Annotated in this window: 17 protein-coding genes; 12 read left to right on the forward strand and 5 right to left on the reverse strand. The window is 42.9% G+C overall.

Annotation, left to right across the window (positions count from 1 at the left end; translation table 11 throughout):
• Positions 1–215 precede the first annotated feature (215 nt).
• Together E2K93_RS13610 and hmpA are read left to right on the forward strand one after the other, a co-directional pair.
• Positions 216–488: a hypothetical protein gene (locus E2K93_RS13610; RefSeq protein ID WP_135439627.1), complete on the forward strand. Its 273-nt coding sequence runs from the start codon at positions 216–218 to the stop codon at positions 486–488.
• Positions 489–690: 202 nt separating this feature from the next.
• Positions 691–1,884 (forward strand): NO-inducible flavohemoprotein, encoded by a 1,194-nt coding sequence (gene hmpA, locus E2K93_RS13615; RefSeq protein WP_135439628.1) that lies wholly within the window; start codon positions 691–693, stop codon positions 1,882–1,884.
• Between the two features lie 21 nt (positions 1,885–1,905).
• On the opposite strand, the gene E2K93_RS13620 is transcribed toward hmpA, so the two are convergent.
• Positions 1,906–2,523: a GDSL-type esterase/lipase family protein gene (locus E2K93_RS13620; RefSeq protein WP_135439629.1), complete on the reverse strand. Its 618-nt coding sequence runs from the start codon at positions 2,521–2,523 to the stop codon at positions 1,906–1,908.
• A 151-nt stretch (positions 2,524–2,674) separates the two neighbouring features.
• Between E2K93_RS13620 and E2K93_RS13625 the strand changes: the two genes are divergently transcribed.
• The 5 genes from E2K93_RS13625 (at position 2,675) to E2K93_RS13645 (ending at position 10,016) form a co-directional block, all read left to right on the forward strand.
• Positions 2,675–5,338: a TonB-dependent receptor gene (locus E2K93_RS13625; protein WP_228445316.1), complete on the forward strand. Its 2,664-nt coding sequence runs from the start codon at positions 2,675–2,677 to the stop codon at positions 5,336–5,338.
• A 106-nt stretch (positions 5,339–5,444) separates the two neighbouring features.
• Positions 5,445–6,485, forward strand: coding sequence for an AraC family transcriptional regulator (locus E2K93_RS13630; RefSeq protein ID WP_135439630.1), 1,041 nt, complete (start codon positions 5,445–5,447; stop codon positions 6,483–6,485).
• A gap of 152 nt (positions 6,486–6,637) precedes the next feature.
• Positions 6,638–7,273: a c-type cytochrome gene (locus E2K93_RS13635; RefSeq protein WP_135439631.1), complete on the forward strand. Its 636-nt coding sequence runs from the start codon at positions 6,638–6,640 to the stop codon at positions 7,271–7,273.
• A 3-nt stretch (positions 7,274–7,276) separates the two neighbouring features.
• Positions 7,277–8,518, forward strand: a complete 1,242-nt coding sequence (locus E2K93_RS13640) for a cytochrome-c peroxidase (RefSeq protein WP_135439632.1) — start codon at positions 7,277–7,279, stop codon at positions 8,516–8,518.
• Positions 8,511–10,016 (forward strand): parallel beta-helix domain-containing protein, encoded by a 1,506-nt coding sequence (locus E2K93_RS13645; protein WP_135439633.1) that lies wholly within the window; start codon positions 8,511–8,513, stop codon positions 10,014–10,016. Before E2K93_RS13640 ends, E2K93_RS13645 begins: the two co-directional genes overlap by 8 nt.
• Before the next feature lie 190 nt (positions 10,017–10,206).
• Here the strand turns inward: E2K93_RS13645 and E2K93_RS13650 are convergent, their stop codons facing one another.
• Positions 10,207–10,764 (reverse strand): GNAT family N-acetyltransferase, encoded by a 558-nt coding sequence (locus E2K93_RS13650; protein ID WP_135439634.1) that lies wholly within the window; start codon positions 10,762–10,764, stop codon positions 10,207–10,209.
• A gap of 97 nt (positions 10,765–10,861) precedes the next feature.
• Here E2K93_RS13650 and E2K93_RS13655 point away from each other — a divergent pair, with 97 nt between their 5' ends.
• The 3 genes from E2K93_RS13655 to E2K93_RS13665 are packed head-to-tail and all read left to right on the forward strand — an operon-like array spanning position 10,862 to position 13,447.
• The gene (locus E2K93_RS13655) at positions 10,862–11,530 is read left to right on the forward strand and encodes an SDR family oxidoreductase (RefSeq protein ID WP_135439635.1); all 669 of its coding nucleotides are present in this window, start codon (positions 10,862–10,864) and stop codon (positions 11,528–11,530) included.
• Positions 11,531–11,565: 35 nt separating this feature from the next.
• Positions 11,566–13,080: an FG-GAP repeat domain-containing protein gene (locus E2K93_RS13660; RefSeq protein WP_135439636.1), complete on the forward strand. Its 1,515-nt coding sequence runs from the start codon at positions 11,566–11,568 to the stop codon at positions 13,078–13,080.
• 25 nt (positions 13,081–13,105) lie between these two features.
• Complete coding sequence (locus E2K93_RS13665; protein WP_135439637.1) at positions 13,106–13,447, forward strand: MGMT family protein; 342 nt, start codon at positions 13,106–13,108, stop codon at positions 13,445–13,447.
• A gap of 42 nt (positions 13,448–13,489) precedes the next feature.
• On the opposite strand, the gene E2K93_RS13670 is transcribed toward E2K93_RS13665, so the two are convergent.
• On the reverse strand, positions 13,490–14,086 hold the full coding sequence (locus E2K93_RS13670) for a glutathione S-transferase family protein (protein ID WP_135440512.1): 597 nt from the start codon (positions 14,084–14,086) through the stop codon (positions 13,490–13,492).
• A gap of 184 nt (positions 14,087–14,270) precedes the next feature.
• Between E2K93_RS13670 and E2K93_RS13675 the strand changes: the two genes are divergently transcribed.
• Entirely contained in the window at positions 14,271–14,702 is a 432-nt protein-coding gene (locus tag E2K93_RS13675; RefSeq protein WP_135439638.1) for a hypothetical protein, read from the forward strand.
• Positions 14,703–14,783: 81 nt separating this feature from the next.
• Here the strand turns inward: E2K93_RS13675 and E2K93_RS13680 are convergent, their stop codons facing one another.
• Entirely contained in the window at positions 14,784–15,035 is a 252-nt protein-coding gene (locus E2K93_RS13680; RefSeq protein WP_135439639.1) for a hypothetical protein, read from the reverse strand.
• A gap of 69 nt (positions 15,036–15,104) precedes the next feature.
• Here E2K93_RS13680 and E2K93_RS13685 point away from each other — a divergent pair, with 69 nt between their 5' ends.
• Entirely contained in the window at positions 15,105–15,914 is an 810-nt protein-coding gene (locus tag E2K93_RS13685) for an alpha/beta fold hydrolase (RefSeq protein ID WP_135439640.1), read from the forward strand.
• Here the strand turns inward: E2K93_RS13685 and E2K93_RS13690 are convergent.
• Positions 15,888–16,283: a hypothetical protein gene (locus E2K93_RS13690; RefSeq protein ID WP_135439641.1), complete on the reverse strand. Its 396-nt coding sequence runs from the start codon at positions 16,281–16,283 to the stop codon at positions 15,888–15,890. The two genes, E2K93_RS13685 and E2K93_RS13690, sit on opposite strands and share 27 nt — an antisense overlap.
• Positions 16,284–16,297 lie beyond the last annotated feature (14 nt).

A 16,297-nucleotide genomic window follows, 5' to 3' on the forward strand; every position in this document is an offset into this window, starting at 1 on the left:
TTTTATATATTGTAGTCAAAATGACTCAAAAATACAGTGTGTCATTTTGACACTTTTTGAGCTGTAGTGACGATTAAAATGACAGATTTTTTTGTAAGTTGTTGTAATGTAATGGTTTGTACATGTTGGCACAGTAGTTGTAATACATTAATTAAAGCAGTCATTGCATTAGTCATAATCCAAGCACCACAAATATAAAACCTAAAGGCCATAATATGTACGCACAATTTTTCAACAGCTCAGATTTTTCATTTACCGCAAACCAAGCGAATTATCAAAATTGTATAATTGGTGGTAACTGGTTAATGCTAGTGTCGCTGGTGATCACCTTGGCCTGTTTATTTATCTCTTATGGTGTTGATCAATATTTTTCCATTGCCTCGCAAGTAGCAGCCCATATCAGCACGGTATTGTTCGCCGGGTTATTTAAGATTGGTTATGTCATCCGTTGTGTTGGCGTTCACGGATTAGGCTACAAAGTATTTTAAGTCAGACACGAGGCCTTTTTGCAAGTAGGTTTTCAAGCAAGTTTTCAAGCAAGTTTTTAGCTCAATCATTGAGCCTAAAACATCATTTTATTGTATTAAATGTTACGTCAGCGCCAACATATCGCCAGTTAGCAATATACTGTGTAATGTATCGACCAAGACCTAACACACCTTATCGAATAAAAATCAGGAGAGTGTTTCGATGTTAACAACCCAAGATATCCGTATTGTAAAGAGCACGGTGCCATTATTAGAAGCGGGCGGAACCGCGATTACCGACCATTTTTACCAACGTATGTTCAACCATAATCCTGAACTGCAAGATATCTTTAACATGAGTAACCAGCATACCGGTCGGCAAAAGCTCGCCTTGTTTGAAGCGATCGCTGCTTACGCTAAAAACATTGATAATATCGCGGTGCTAAAACATGCGGTTGAGCGCATTGCAAACAAGCACACCAGTTTTCACATTCAACCGAAAGATTATGACATTGTTGGTCATCATTTAATTGAAACCCTGCGTGAACTGTTGCCAGAGCAATTTACCGAGGAAGTGGAATCCGCTTGGACCAAGGCATACGGTGTGCTAGCCAATGTGTTTATTGATCGAGAAGAGCAGCTATACCAAGACAGGGAAAACAGCAAAGGCGGCTGGCGTGGCAAACGCGCATTCGCGGTGGTGGACAAGATACAAGAATCAGAGCTGGTAACCAGCTTTGTATTTGAGCCGGTAGATCAACAAGCGGTCATGGACTATCAGCCAGGGCAATATATTGGTATCGAACTCAAACCTAACACGTCTAACCATATTGAAATACGTCAATATTCGCTATCGACAGCGGCAAATGGCAAACAATACCGCATTTCAGTGAAGCGTGAACAAGGTCAGATTCAAGGCTTAATGTCTAACTATTTGCATGATCATATTCAGGTTGGCGATTTGCTTGATTTACATCCGCCAGCAGGCGACTTCTTTTTCATCGACAAACAACAACCGGTGGTGTTGATTTCTGCTGGCGTTGGTGTGACGCCAATGCAGGCGATGTTAGATACCTTGGCAGCACAAGGTTATCAGCAACAAGTGAGCTATTTACATGCGTGTGAAAATGCCCAACAACATTCCTTTAACAGCCATACACAATCGATTTGTCAGCAGCATGGCTGGCAACATTTCACTTGGTATAACCAAGATGTGCCAGCAGGCGACACGTTAGGCGAGAATATCGCTACTGGATTTATGGACTTTAGCCAAGTCAGCTTACCGTTGAGCCAGGGCGATTTTTACCTATGTGGTCCACTTGGGTTTATGGAGTTTGCGAAACAGCAATTATTAAACCTAGGCGTAAGCGAAGAGCGGATTCATTATGAGGTTTTTGGCCCTCACGCTAACTTATAATACGGTTAATAGCGATTGGTTTTATAGCGCGCCATTATCTTGCATAAGCTGGTAAATGGCGTTCGCTAATGCTTGATAACCTTGTTTATTAAAGTGCACCGAATCGGATTTCATATCGGTATCGGTCATTAAATCGCGAATTATTTCGCCGTCGTAGGTTAACTGATATTGTTCGGCTAACTCACCATATAACGGTGCCGATTTAGAAAATAGTTTTTTAAGCGGCACACCTACCAAAATCACATCGATATTTTTGGCCTGAGCCATTTCAATCATTGCCGCAAGGTTTTGCTTGGTTTGCTTTAGGTTTTTATTGCGCAATATATCATTGCCACCTTCAATCAGCACTAACACATCAACCGCGTGTGATTGCAATAAACTGGGCAATCGTGCCACGCCTTGCTCGGTTAATTCGCCAGACACACCGGCATTAATCACGTCTCGGCCGGTTAATTCACTTAATACCGATGGATAACTGTATTGCGTCTTAACGCCTACACCTGACGTTAAGCTATCGCCAAAAGCTAAGATGGTTGCGCCATAACCAAGCGGCTTTAGACGAGCATCACTGCAAGCGCTTACAACAAACAGAATTAATAGAATAAATACTTTACTGTACTTTTGTGCAATATTAGTCATTTTTTCAACAGAAAACACTTTACAATCAATTAACATTTCTGGATTATAAGCCTATAAGAGTGGCAAAAACAACAATTCAAAATGCTTACTCAAGTGTATAAAAATAATAAAATTTTCAACAACAATAAAAAATAATTTCTGGGGAATTATCGTGTCTGTGAAAACTAAATCCGCAGCAGGCAATGCACTATTTAGAAAATCAGTGCTTGCCAATACAGTCGCTGCCGCCATGGTGTTGTCATCGTCTCAAGCTATCGCTCAAGAGCAAACGGAAGAAGAGGCTATAGATGATGTTATCGTCGTTACCGCACAAAAACGTTCGCAAAATGTGATGAAGGTACCTGTTACCGTAGACACGGTATCGGCGGAAACCATTAAAGAGTCCGGCTCTATCTTATTAAGTGATGTTGATAAGTTTATTCCGGGTTTTGATTTTTCAGACGGTAATATGACCCAGGCTGGTGTAACCATGCGTGGTGTCTCCAGCCCGAACATCAGTGTTGGTGGTGATCCATCATCAGCAACATTCTTCGATAACGTCTACATGCCACGTGCAGCGCAAAACGTATTGTTTTCAGATATGCAACGCATTGAAGTACTAAAAGGTCCTCAAGGTACGTTATTTGGTAAAAATGCGGCGATGGGTGTGGTTAACATGGTGCCTAATGCACCTCAGGAAGAGTTCGATGCATTCGTAAAAGGCACGTTCGGTACCGACAATCTGATGCGATTGGAAGGTATGGTGAACTTTTCACTAACCGATAATATCTATCTTCGCGCCAATGTTCTAACCAACGAGCAAGACGGCTTTATTGATAATATTACCCGCGCCGACTGGAACGAAGGCACTAAAACTTGGGATTTAGGCGCTCGCGACCATAATGCTGCTCGTGTGGCGATAAAGTGGGATGTCTCAGACCGAACCAATGTACAAGTTTCATATGATTGGGATGAGTTAGAGCAAGCGCCACCAATGGCGGTTGGTTTTAGTGAGTATGCTTATAAAGGCGGCTCTGACCCATTTGGTTCGAAACAAGAAAACGATGTACGTAAAGGTGTTGAGAGCCGTGATATGTACGCCGTAACGTTCAAATTAAACCACGAGTTTAACGACGAGTGGTCAATGATGTTTGTATCAAGTTATCGCGATTGGGATACGGTTAACCGTGAAGATGAAGACGGTACCGCGAACATCACCCGTTACCTTGATACCTCAAATAATGAAGACTCAGACATCTTCTATAACGAGTTGCAAATCAACTACAACACCGACCGTTTAAATTACGTTGGCGGTATCACCTACTCGAAAGAGGACGTATTTCAAGAGACTGAAATCTTCCTAACAACCGATACCGTTGCTCGCCTTGTCACTGGCGAATTGAATGGTCAGGTACGTGGCGAAGTGGGTAATCAAGTTGAGCAAACTTTAATAGATCAAGGTTTAGTCGATGCCTTTGAAGGTGATTTAGACGCTGCCGCGGCATATGCCGCATGTGTGCAGCAAGGTGCGCCGGATCCAACCGTGTGTATCGGTCAAATCAGCTTTGATGATGTGGTTGACGAAACTTATGCAGCATCTGGTCTAGAAATGGACCATATGTGGAACTCTGATGAATGGTCTGATGTATTAGTTGCATTGACCGGTGATAGTTCTCTAACACCTGAGTTTGTCGCAGCGACCGGTGATTTAACTTACATGATGGCGTCGGCGATGTTTAATGAGCCGCTGATCTTTGGGCCAAGTTTTTCTACCGGTCCAACAGGTATGTTCTGGTCGGAAAACTTTTTAAACTCAGGTGAGTTTACCAGTTACGGTATTTATTCTGACTTTGATTTTCAGTTAACGGACGCTTGGAACGTGTTTGCCGGCTTACGTTATTCGAAAGATGAAAAAGACTTTACGTGGGAAATTTTAGAGACACCGTTTGCCCAAATCATTCCAGGTGTAAGCAACGTGTTATTTGCACCGTTAGAGAAAACCTACGCCTCAGATTCTTGGGATAAGGTTACCGGTCGTATTGGTACCGGTTATCAGTTAAATGATGATCACATGGTGTTTGCATCATTTGCTACCGGTTATAAAGCTGGTGGTTATGACTCACTAAACCCAATTACCGATGACAACGGTAACGAACCATTTGAGCCTGAAGAGTCTGCTAACCTTGAGATTGGTTATAAAGGTGTGTTTGCTGACAGCGTGCGTATTACCGCGGCGTTTTATCATACCGAACTTGACGATCGTCAACGTAACATCGAATCAAAACCTCCTGGTCAAGCGCAAGCATTGCCAACGGTTGTTAACGAAGACTTGGTTATCGATGGTATTGAGCTAGGTGTTATTTGGGATATTACCGACACAATGACCTTTGGTGTAGTAACCGATTATCGTGAAAACGAAGTCGATACTGAAGAGTTCTATAACTCTTCGGGTGATTTGATCCCGGCGATGAAGGTTGATAATGAGTCAAACACCTCTTACACCTTAACGTTTGATTGGATGCCTGATCTTGGTTTAGGTGATACCAAATTACATATTGATTATGTATTTGTTGAGAATGAACGTGGTTTCTTCCCGGGTACACCTGATTGGGAACGTGCCTTGCCTAACTACTTTGATGATCGCGAAGACTTAAATGCGCGCGCGTCTTGGATGAACAGCAGTGGTTCGTTAGAAATTGGTATATGGGGTAAAAACCTGTTAGATAATCGCTACATTGAAGGCGCAGGCGGCCGTACCGCATCGGTATTGGGTACACCGTTTGGTCGCGTAAATCGCGGTCTTGAATCTGGCGTAGATATCAAGTACACATTCTAAACAATTAGAATTGAAGATAACGGCTAAGCTTGCTTAGCCGTTTTTTATTGTCTGTTTACTACTGGACAAGTAAGATGGTTGTATAGCCACAACGATGTATTCTTAGATGACTGATTTTCCAACTTTTCTCGCTATCAGCGCGTTTGCATTAATGATCATGGCATTGGTGATACTGACGCCTTCGATGCGCGACAGCCAGCAGGTTCGCTGGTATGCCTTGCTGATGTTATCGGCAGCATTGTACCTATTGCCTGCCTTTTCGCCGATTAGCGAGTATCCAACGTTGGCGTTCTTTATCGCCACCGTTAGCAATTTAATCCCCGGCATATTTTTATTAACTTCACTGAGCCTATTTTCAGACCGACAAGAAATTAAATACTGGCATCTTGGCATTGCCGTATTGCCTGCGATTATATTATTACCAGCGCAAATTGCCGGTGTTAGTAACAGCATTGAAGATACATCATCGCTGTATTTTAGCGCCCGTATTGCTGCGCTTATCGCTGACATTGGCTTAGTAACCTACGCCTTGTATGTGGCGATGAGCAATTGGCGTAATGATTTAGTACAAGCACGACGTATGATTCGCGTCGCGGTGATCAGCGCCACCGGTTTATATATGTTTTTAGTGATCGTGCCAGGGCAGGTGTTTGCGGTGCATGGTGCCTGGCTAACCAGCTTGCAAATGTTATTACTGTGCGCCTTGTTATTATCAATTCATTACTTTTTGTTTAAAGCCAATGTGTCGAGCTTATTCGAACCGCCGCAGCAACAAAGTCAGCCGATACCAAGTGCCATTGACAGCGAAGATATCGCAGTGATTGAGCGAGCCATGAGTGACGATAAATTGTATCGACAGGAAGGGTTGACCATTGCCAGTTTAGCCAGTCATTGCCAAATCGTAGAATACAAACTTCGACAATTAATCAACGGTCAACTCGGCTATCGTAATTTTAATGACTTTTTAAACGGTTACCGTGTCAAAGAAGTGAGCCTGCGTTTACTGTTGGCCGAAGAGGCAAAAACGCCTATTTTAACCATGGCATTAGACGCTGGGTTTCGCTCATTGAGTTCGTTTAATAAAGTATTTAAAGCGACTTATCAGATGACACCGTCAGAATATCGAAAAACACAAAATACTGATTAATACCTGTTAATCGGTTGATTAGTAGACGTTTTAACAAATAAATCAGGGTAAATTTTAGAATCCGTCAGCTTTTTTCAAAAATACATAAGCTTTTTTGCCTACGCTTGATAAGGTAGTAACTCAATTATTGTCATTGTTGATTAGAAATTAATATGCATTCACGTATCCGCTCATCTTTATTGTTTACCGCGTTATTATCTATCGCATTTTCATCCGTTGCCGGCGATAGCGAAAACGGCAAAGCGTTATATCAGACCTGCGTAATGTGTCATGGTGATAAAGGTCAAGGCAATGATCAATTAAATGCCCCAGCACTGGCTGGTCAATACGATTGGTATTTGCAGCGACAAATCAAACAATTCAAAACAAAGACTCGAGGTACCGCTGAAAATGACGTTACCGGTATGCAAATGCAAGCCATGGCAAATACCTTAAGCGATGATGCTGCAATCGCCGATGTCAGTGCTTACTTGGCGGCATTACCGTCGCAAACCACGAGCGAAGAGATTGCAGATAGCGACCTGAAAAATGGTGACAACAAATACAATGCCATTTGCGGTGCCTGTCATGGCGCAACGGCACAAGGCAATGAGGGCTTGAATGCGCCAAATTTGGCCATATTGTCGAGTCAGTATTTATTGGCGCAAACTAAAAAGTTTCAGCAAAACCAGCGTGGCTATGATGCCAACGATAAATACGGCAAACAAATGAAGATGATGGCTGGCATGGTCAAAACCGAAGCCGATTTAAAAGACATCGTTGCGTTCATTAAGCAGCAAGGCAAATAAGTCATGCTGTCGCGTTTGTTAGCAGCGATATGGCTACCGTTATCGCTTACATGGTTTAGCCTGTATTCAATAAGCAGCGTTGCCAGTGACTTTAAGTTACGCAGTCAATGCCCACCAAGCTTTGAGAAAACCAGCGCTGGTGTTTGTAAGTTACGTACCATGTATCAATTTTATGATTCAGTACAAGGGCGAGGCTTAGGCGGCACACAAACCAGCCTACCTGAGGCTCGAGATGGTTTCAGCCCAGAGAAAATTGACTTAGGTCGCTACTTATTTTTTGATCCGCTGTTATCCAAAGATGGCAGCGTGTCGTGTGCCAGTTGTCATCAACCAGACAAAGGGTTCGCCGATGGCATGGATCGCAGTATTGGCATAACCGGTGAGAAAGTATCGCGCAGTGCGCCAAGCCTTTGGAATGTAGCCTTTCTCGATCGATTTTTTTGGGATGGTCGCGCAACCACCTTAGAACAACAAGCCATGGGACCATTGTTTGATCCCAAGGAGATGGGCAACACACCGGAAAAGCTGGTGGCTGACATCAGCGCTAACCCGGTTTACAAAGCAATGTTCACTAAGGTGTTTGACGACAAAAAAGTGTCCGTTGCCAACATCTCAGAAGCCTTGGCGGCATTTCAAACCAGCTTAATTTCGCTTAATTCTCGCTATGATCAATACGCCCATGGTTATCATCAGGCACTTAGTGAAAACGAAATTAAAGGTCTTAATATTTTCCGCTCCTTTGTCGCTCGTTGCGCCGAATGCCATCAACCGCCATTGTTCACCAATAACCAAATTGCTGTTATTGGCACACCAGATCCTGAAGGCATGGCCTTTGATGTTGGCGCAGAAGCAACCTTTAATGACAAACGTAATCGCGGTGGTTTTAAAGTGCCAACATTACGCAATATCGCTAAAACCGCGCCATATATGCATTCCGGAAAATTTGACTCATTGAATGAAGCGACCGACTTCTACAATAAAGGTCGTGGTCATGCGGTGCCAGAAGATGAAGAGCTATTAATTCACTGGCACATTTGGGAACCAAACCTGCGTCCAGAAGAAATAGATTTAATCGTTGAGTTTTTACATAGCCTCAACGACGAAAGTTTAACCCCACAGTTGCCCGAAAGCCTACCTTCGGGACTACCAGTTGTGGATCAAAAATACGCTGCAAATAAGCAGTTACAGCAACAATTACAACAACAAGAACAGCAAACAATAGAGGGTGAAGAAGACGATGAGTAAAGGCAAAATATTATCTGTTGTATTAATTGCCGCGGCATTCGGTGTCGGTAATTATTATGGCGGTTTAAATTCCAGCCCAGTGATCACTTCCTCAAGTGGTGGCGCAAGCTTTGGCGGTGGCTACGATAAATCACAAGATCAAGATGCAAGCGCTGAAGCCGTGCAACAAGTGCAAGGTGAAGTCCGTGTCGTTAATGATGGTGAATCCATTATGGCAGCGGTTAAAGCGGCGAATCCGGGTGATACCATTCAAGTAATGCCGGGCAAATATCACGAAACCGTGTATGTCGATAAAGAAGACATCAAAATTGTCGGTGTGATCAAAGAAGGCGCGCGTGCGACGATGGATGGTCAAGGCAAGCTTAATGACGCCATATTGTACTCAGGAAATAACTTTGTCGTTGAAAACATGACCATCACTGGTTACAAAGGCAACGGTATTATGGGCCAAGCTGGTAATAACTTTATCATCCGTAATAACTTGATTGTAGATACCGGTGTCTATGGTATTTTCCCACAATTGGGTAAAAACGGTATCGTTGAGCACAATGTCATTTCGGGTATCGAAGACGCGGCCATCTATGTCGGTATGAGTGATAACATTCATGTTGCTCATAACGAAGTGTTTGACTCGGTTGCCGGTATTGAAATTGAAAACTCGCGTCATGCCATCGTTGAAAACAACTACGTGCATGACAACACCGGCGGTATTCTGGCATTTATTACCCCAGGACTACCGATTAAAACCACCTATGACGTGATCATTCGTAATAACTTTGTGGTTAACAATAATACCGAGAACTTCGCTATACCGGGTTCAACGGTTGCGATGATCCCAGCAGGCTCTGGCATTATCGTTTGGGCTGGTGATGACGTGATTATTGAAGGTAATATCATCAGTAATAACAAAACCGGTGGTATCTTGGTCTCCGATCATAACTCGTTTGGCGCCGGCTCTAACGATCCTGAGTCTGAACCAAATCCAGATCGCACCATGATTTTGGATAACTTTATGATGAATAACGGCTATGACACCATTGATGAAGTCAAAGCGTTATTGGCTATTGAGCTTAAAGGCTCTGATAGTGCCGATATCATCAAGGTTGGTGGTGGTGTAGACAGCTGTATCATTAACCGTCATCGTTATACCACAGCCGGTGTTAGCGATTGGAAAGAGTGTGACTTTACCAACACCAAGAATATTGAAACCTACCTGTTAGACAAGCCTGTTGCACCACGTGACATTGATCCAAGTGAACGCGGTAAAATCGCTTACCTTGGTATTTGTACTGGCTGTCATACTTATACTGACCGTATGATTGGCCCTCCAGTAAATATCATTCAGGCATTATATATGGATAACCCGCAAGGTTTGGCGGACTACATTGCCAATCCAACCAAAAAGCGCGAAGATTACCCTGAAATGCCACCGCAAAACTACCTTGATGAAGGTACCCGTTTAGCTGTTGCAGAATACATGCTAAAAACATCTAACTAATTGATACAGAGATATAAAAAGCCAGAGCAATGCTCTGGCTTTTTTGTTTTAGGACGATGGTTTTTTACTATAATTAAGCGCTCTATTTCGCGGCTTTCATTAGCGGCGGTTATTGGTCGTGCTCAGTAAGCTTAGCGCTGACTTATCACAGCAGGTGTCGCCAACCAGCTAGCGGTGAACGCCATTACAGTTACGCATCGTGTCGATAATTTGGATTTACTTCACCGTATATTAAGGTGTTGTGCCAGACATCGTTAATGCGGTATTCCTGCAACATCATGCCTTCACGTTGTAAGCCGATATTTTCCATCACTTTCCAACTGCCAGTATTGGTTTCATTGCAATAGGCGGTAACCCGTCGCAAATTCAATCGTTCAAACAAGTACTGCTTAATGGCTTTCGCACCTTCGCTGGCATACCCTTGGCGTTTATGGTGTTTTGAAATCATGTAACCAAGTTCGGCATTTTGACTGTTTTTACAAATCATGCGCACCGAAAAACAACCAATCGGCTCGCCGCTGGTTTTATCAATGCCAATCATCGATGACCATTTCATTTCTTCACCACGAAAGGGTTCAAGGAACTCAACAAACCAGGATTTGATCTGTTCATCGGTTTGCGGTTCTTTAATGTGCAACATCTGCTCTGGATCAGATTGCATACTATAGACAAATGGCCAGTCGCTGTTGCACGTGGTACGGATCAGCAAACGCTCGGTTTCCAATGTGATTAACTTATAATTTTCCATAATTAAATTAGCTTGGTGATTTGTTAATAAGATATTACATTTGTTTTATGATCTCACGTAAACTTTACTGCATAATGGAACAAACAAGGATATTAATGTGCCGAAAAATATAGTTATTACGGGTGCCAATCGTGGTATTGGTTTGCAATTGACCAAACAATACGTCAACCAAGGCTGTCATGTATACGCGGTTTGCCGGCAAGCAAGCGACGAACTAAATCAGCTGACCAATGTCGAAGTCATTAGTGGTATCGATGTCACCGATAGCGCCTGCCTGACCGATTTAGCCGCTGCATTACGAGGCATCGCTATTGATGTATTGATCAATAATGCCGGTATTTTACGTAATGAAACCTTAACGGATTTTAATAATCAAACCATTGTTGAGCAGTTTTTGGTTAATGCCTTAGCACCGTTAAATGTATGCCAACACTTGTTGGCTAACTTGTCATCAGGCAGCAAGATTGCGCTTGTCACTTCGCGTATGGGCTCTATAGCCGATAATGGCTCGGGTGGTCGTTACGGCTATCGCATGAGTAAAGCGGCGTTAAACGCTGGAGCGGTGTCACTGGCGAAAGATTTAGCCGCTGACGGTATCGCAGTGGGGATTTATCACCCGGGTTATGTACAAACAGATATGACAGCAGGGCGCGGTGATATTGTGCCAGAGCAAGCAGCTGAACGAATCGCAGGGCTGATTGCGAGCTTAGATATGAACAATAGCGGTGTGTTTTATCATTCCAATGGTGACGTTTTGCCTTGGTAATTACAGAATAAGCAAATAATAGAGAGAGCTTAACTATGCATTTTCGTCGAATTTTATGGGTAATGGCGACGGCAACATTGTTTTCGGGCGAGTTGGCGGCAAGGGATTCTTTTAGCTTCGGCCAATACCAAATCAATGCGCCGTTTAATATATCGCAAGATCCAATTCGTGCCAATTTAACCGACAACCCCGGTAAAGAGTTGTTATTGGTGGGTGAGAAAGACGGTGAATCTCGCCTTGCTATGTTTGTCTTCAATGACACCATTGAAAACTACGTGATGCAATTTGATATTGCTCTGGATAAGGCCTATTTTGCTTACGATGTCAGTGATGAGCAAACATCTGCGGAAAAAATGCAGTCTTTGTATTTTCTTGCCAGCAATAAAGTCTCGCGTTTTGTGTTAGCCAAAGAGCCACAGTTTGTTGATGTTGCCAAGGTCAGCTCGATTTACATAAATCACGATGCCAAATATTTAAAACAATCTGACTTTGTTAAAGATATCAACGACGATGGTTTAGACGATGTGGTTTTAATGGACTTTACCAACCTGAATATCTACTTACAACAAGCGGATCAGCAGTTTGTCTCGCAACAATTGACGATTACACCTACTGTCGAAATTTTTGAAAGCTCAGTGAGCTATACCGAGAAACCGTATTATTTAGTCGACATGAACTTTGACGGTCGTAAAGATGTGGTCTTGCCAGGCGAAGGCGTTCTCGATGTCTATAGCCAAAACCAGCAGGGCAGTTTTGCTGACAGTGCCACACCCATTACCCTTCACCCAAGCATTACTGCCATCAATTGGTGGGATGCCCGTGGTGCCGACGGCAAAAACCTTGACCAAAGTGACTTTGCCCATCGCACCATAGATGATTTACGCGATATCGATAATGACGGTGTTGCCGATTTGATTGTACGTTATACGCAAAGCGCTGGCGTGCTCGATAAAAGCAACGACTATGAAGTCTATCTTGGCCGTCAAAAAGACCAACAAGTGATTTACCAACAAAAAGCCGATACCGCGATTAAATCAGACGGTACGCTGGCGCAGTTGGACTTTATCGATGTTGATAATGATGAACGCCAAGAGGTTATGGCATCCAGTTTTGATATTTCCGTATCGCAAGTGGTTAGTGCATTATTGACCGGCAGTGTTGACCAACAAGTGTTGATTTTTGCCCTCGACAAAAACCTTAAATATCAACAACAATTTGAAGACGAAGTGGAATTAAAATTCAGCCTGTCATCGGGCAAAAGTGGCTCACCTGTCATTGAGTTGGCTGATTTAGATGGTGATGGTGCCAAAGAACTGATCCTCTCTGAAGAAGATCATCAGCTGAAAATTTTTGCTGGTAGCAAACAGGGCAAGTTACTGACAGATTCCTATCAAACAGTGAAAATCCATTTACCCAAAAATGGCGTTCTACTAAGTTCTGATGACATCAATATGGATGGTCGCTCTGAACTTTTGGTACGCTATAGCAGTGAGGACAATGACGATGGTGAAAATCGTCAAAACCGTTTATTGGTGTTGCACCTAAAATAACCGCTGTAGATAAGTAGATTGATTGATGTCCGCTGATAACTACCAACGTATTTGGCAAACCGTGCTGGCTGTACCCAAAGGAAAGGTCGCCAGTTATGGGCAAATAGCCGATTTAGCTGGCTTACCGGGGCGTGCCCGTCTGGTCGGTAAAGCCCTAGGTCATGCACCCAAAGCGATGAATGTGCCGTGGTATCGCATCATCAACTCACAAGGTAAAATATCTCTTCCCAAAGGCAGCGAAGGCTTTGAGCGACAAAAAAACTTACTGATAGATGAAGGTGTGGTGGTGCTTAATGGCCGTATTAAGCTTAAAGACTTTGCCTGGCAACCTGATCTCAGTGAACTGCTGTTCAATCTTAAATTTTAGGCTTAGTTTTAAGCTTAAGTTTAATCCGCTTTTAACCCTCCTTTAACCCATAGCGACAAAACCCGGTTGTTGTTGCACTCGAGATATCCAAGCGCGAATTTTCGGGAAGTTGGTTAAATCAAAACCACCTTCATGGGCAACGTGGGTATACGCGAATAAAGCAATATCAGCGATAGAATATTGGTTATCAACAAAAAAAACATTGTTCGATAAGTGCTTTTCCATAGCCGTTAAAGCTTTATAACCACCTGATTGCTTTTCTCGATATTCTCGTTTTCGCTCGTTCGGCAAACCTAAATATTTCTCAATAAAGCGCGCCACAGCGATGTAGGGTTCGTGTGAATATTGCTCGAAGAATTGCCACTGCAGCACTTGTGCTTTGCCCAAGCGGGCGTTAGGTAATAATCGGCTATTGGCGGCTAAGTAGTTCAATATGGCGTTAGATTCGCTCAAATACTCACCGGGCGCTATCTCAAGTAGCGGAATTTTTCCATTGGCATTTTTGCCAAGAAACGCCTCGGATTGGGTATCACCAGCTAAAATATCCACATCACACCATTGGTAGTCGATGTTAAGGTTGGCACACAAAAGCTGAATTTTATAACAGTTACCGGATTGTTTATCGCCATATACTTTCATGATTTTGCCTATTTTCATTAATTCTATAAAACAGTTAATTACCTAATCTTTATACCTTTTTTGCTTATGATTCTAAAGCAAAAGACTCGACTATTTAGTTTTTTGTACTATGGTTTAATTTGTTCAACGCAAGGTAGTAGCATGTTGTAGGGAAGCTCTTGCAAAACCATTAAAGGAAAGTGTAATGAAAATTAAGTCCATAATAACTATGCTAGCTGCAGTTGCGGTATTAATGACCGGTGCGGTAAATGCTGAAGGCAAGCGCTACGATAAAGCTGTTAGCTGGAAGAACATTGTTAAAATTGATTATAAGCCTGGCAAACGTGGTGCAGCGCTGAAAATCATCAAAGAGTATTATCGTCCAGCGACAGAGAAGGCTGGTACCAATGCGCCAGAAATGATTCTTGAGTTGCAAACCGGTGATTATGACTTGCTTGTGGTTTGGCACATGAAAGGTGGTATCAATGATATGACCTGGGAAACTAACCCTGAGCAAAAACAATGGCGCGCCGCGTTAAATGAAATTGCTGGCAGTGAAGAAAAAGCCAAAGAAATTTTAGATGAATACATTAGCTATGTTCATCATGCGGAAAGCGAAATTGCTATCACTCGATAGTATCTATCTGATGATGTGATTAAGCTAAAGCTAAAACGAAAATGAGTACGCAAAAAAAGCCCGCCAATGCGGGCTTTTTTATTATTTGCAAATGGCTTTGTTACCAATGATCTTAAACGCTGGCGTGCCTCTGACCAATGTGTCTCGGGCAAATTGAGTGTGACAGTTTGGGCATATACCAGGTTCTTGCGTATGGTCGTCGACGATACGTTCTTTGAAGCATTTCACTAAACCACCTTTGCCGCCTTTCTTGTATTTATACAGCAAGGTTTTGCATTTATTACAGAGAATATCGACACTTTTGCTAGGCAGTTTCTTATTCGGTTTTGCCATATCCAAACCACAGACAAAGATTTATACTATGCATTCTATCTTAATATTGACCACATTACCGAGTGTTAAATGCAACCTGCAAAACCACAACTTGAAAAGCAAAATCACCACAAATTTCCTGGTGTATATATATCCGGAAATGGTCCTGCGGTGGTGATGCTGCATAGCTCGTTGAGTTCAGCTAGGCAATGGCGCGTGTTAGAACAAGCACTAGCGGTTAATTATACGTGCATCAATTTTGATTTGCTCGGGTATGGAGCCGCACCAGAGGTTGATAATAAGGCTGCTTATTCATTGGCAACGGAAACCTCCCGCATCTTAGATGTTGTCGAACAGCTAATTGGTGACCAGCCATTTCATTTAGTCGGTCATTCATTTGGTGGCGCAATCGCGTTAAAAATTGCCTTAGAAAACCACAGCAGAATTTTAAGTTTGTCTTTGTATGAGCCGGTGGCATTTCATTTGTTGAAGCCAGGTACTGAGGCCAGAGCCATGGTTGATGAATTTGCCCAACAAGTGTCGCAACTGGATCACTATAAAGGGGCAGAGCATTTTACCGATGTTTGGAATAGTCCCGGCTTTTTCAAAAGCTTACCGCAAAAAATGCAGGCGCTCATGGCTGCCAATATTGATAAGGTCAACTTAGATTTTATTGGTTTGATTGGCGAGCGTTATCAAGCCGCTGATTACGGTGCTATTAACGCCCAGACTCTGCTGATTTGTGGTCGTCACTCACCAATTAAAGCTCATAGAATAGTTGAAATTCTTGACGCATCATTAACTAACGTAAACAAGGTTGTTATTGACGCTGGGCATATGGGACCGGTGACCAAGCCTGAACTTGTTGCTGAATTAATGCTCAGTAATATTAATCAATAAAAACGCGAATAGCGCAACGCCAAATACACACACCATTCTAACGGCGGAAAGTGATAAATTATCGGCGATTTGTTTGATAATACCTTGCAACCTTTGTTGTGATAACAGCAAAAGTAACAGCGCGGCAATAAGCGACAGCCAGCCGAGTAAGGTAAACACTGTTGGATAGCTTGCCAAATCTGCCGACATCAACAGCGACAGGCCAAATAGTACCCGTATCGCGATATCTGCGTAACGGGCGAGTGTGGAATTTAGCAATGTTGGCATCAGCGTCAATAATACCTTGGGCAATATCGCCGATATGGCACACAGCATGATCATAGCGCCACATATTAGCCAAACCACACTTTGCCAGACGTTGTATTCCATTGCTTATGCTCGAT

It is taken from the genome of Thalassotalea sp. HSM 43 (assembly GCF_004752005.1).
Taxonomy (GTDB): Bacteria; Pseudomonadota; Gammaproteobacteria; order Enterobacterales; family Alteromonadaceae; genus Thalassotalea_A.

What these genes read in the sequence shown, in the direction of transcription:
- E2K93_RS13610 (WP_135439627.1), top strand. Translation starts at nt 216, where the DNA reads ATGTACGCACAATTTTTCAACAGCTCAGATTTTTCATTTACCGCAAAC.
- hmpA (WP_135439628.1), top strand. Translation starts at nt 691, where the DNA reads ATGTTAACAACCCAAGATATCCGTATTGTAAAGAGCACGGTGCCATTA.
- E2K93_RS13620 (WP_135439629.1), bottom strand. Translation starts at nt 2,523, where the DNA reads ATGACTAATATTGCACAAAAGTACAGTAAAGTATTTATTCTATTAATT.
- E2K93_RS13630 (WP_135439630.1), top strand. Translation starts at nt 5,445, where the DNA reads ATGACTGATTTTCCAACTTTTCTCGCTATCAGCGCGTTTGCATTAATG.
- E2K93_RS13635 (WP_135439631.1), top strand. Translation starts at nt 6,638, where the DNA reads ATGCATTCACGTATCCGCTCATCTTTATTGTTTACCGCGTTATTATCT.
- E2K93_RS13640 (WP_135439632.1), top strand. Translation starts at nt 7,277, where the DNA reads ATGCTGTCGCGTTTGTTAGCAGCGATATGGCTACCGTTATCGCTTACA.
- E2K93_RS13645 (WP_135439633.1), top strand. Translation starts at nt 8,511, where the DNA reads ATGAGTAAAGGCAAAATATTATCTGTTGTATTAATTGCCGCGGCATTC.
- E2K93_RS13650 (WP_135439634.1), bottom strand. Translation starts at nt 10,764, where the DNA reads ATGGAAAATTATAAGTTAATCACATTGGAAACCGAGCGTTTGCTGATC.
- E2K93_RS13660 (WP_135439636.1), top strand. Translation starts at nt 11,566, where the DNA reads ATGCATTTTCGTCGAATTTTATGGGTAATGGCGACGGCAACATTGTTT.
- E2K93_RS13665 (WP_135439637.1), top strand. Translation starts at nt 13,106, where the DNA reads ATGTCCGCTGATAACTACCAACGTATTTGGCAAACCGTGCTGGCTGTA.
- E2K93_RS13670 (WP_135440512.1), bottom strand. Translation starts at nt 14,086, where the DNA reads ATGAAAGTATATGGCGATAAACAATCCGGTAACTGTTATAAAATTCAG.
- E2K93_RS13675 (WP_135439638.1), top strand. Translation starts at nt 14,271, where the DNA reads ATGAAAATTAAGTCCATAATAACTATGCTAGCTGCAGTTGCGGTATTA.
- E2K93_RS13680 (WP_135439639.1), bottom strand. Translation starts at nt 15,035, where the DNA reads ATGGCAAAACCGAATAAGAAACTGCCTAGCAAAAGTGTCGATATTCTC.
- E2K93_RS13685 (WP_135439640.1), top strand. Translation starts at nt 15,105, where the DNA reads ATGCAACCTGCAAAACCACAACTTGAAAAGCAAAATCACCACAAATTT.
- E2K93_RS13690 (WP_135439641.1), bottom strand. Translation starts at nt 16,283, where the DNA reads ATGGAATACAACGTCTGGCAAAGTGTGGTTTGGCTAATATGTGGCGCT.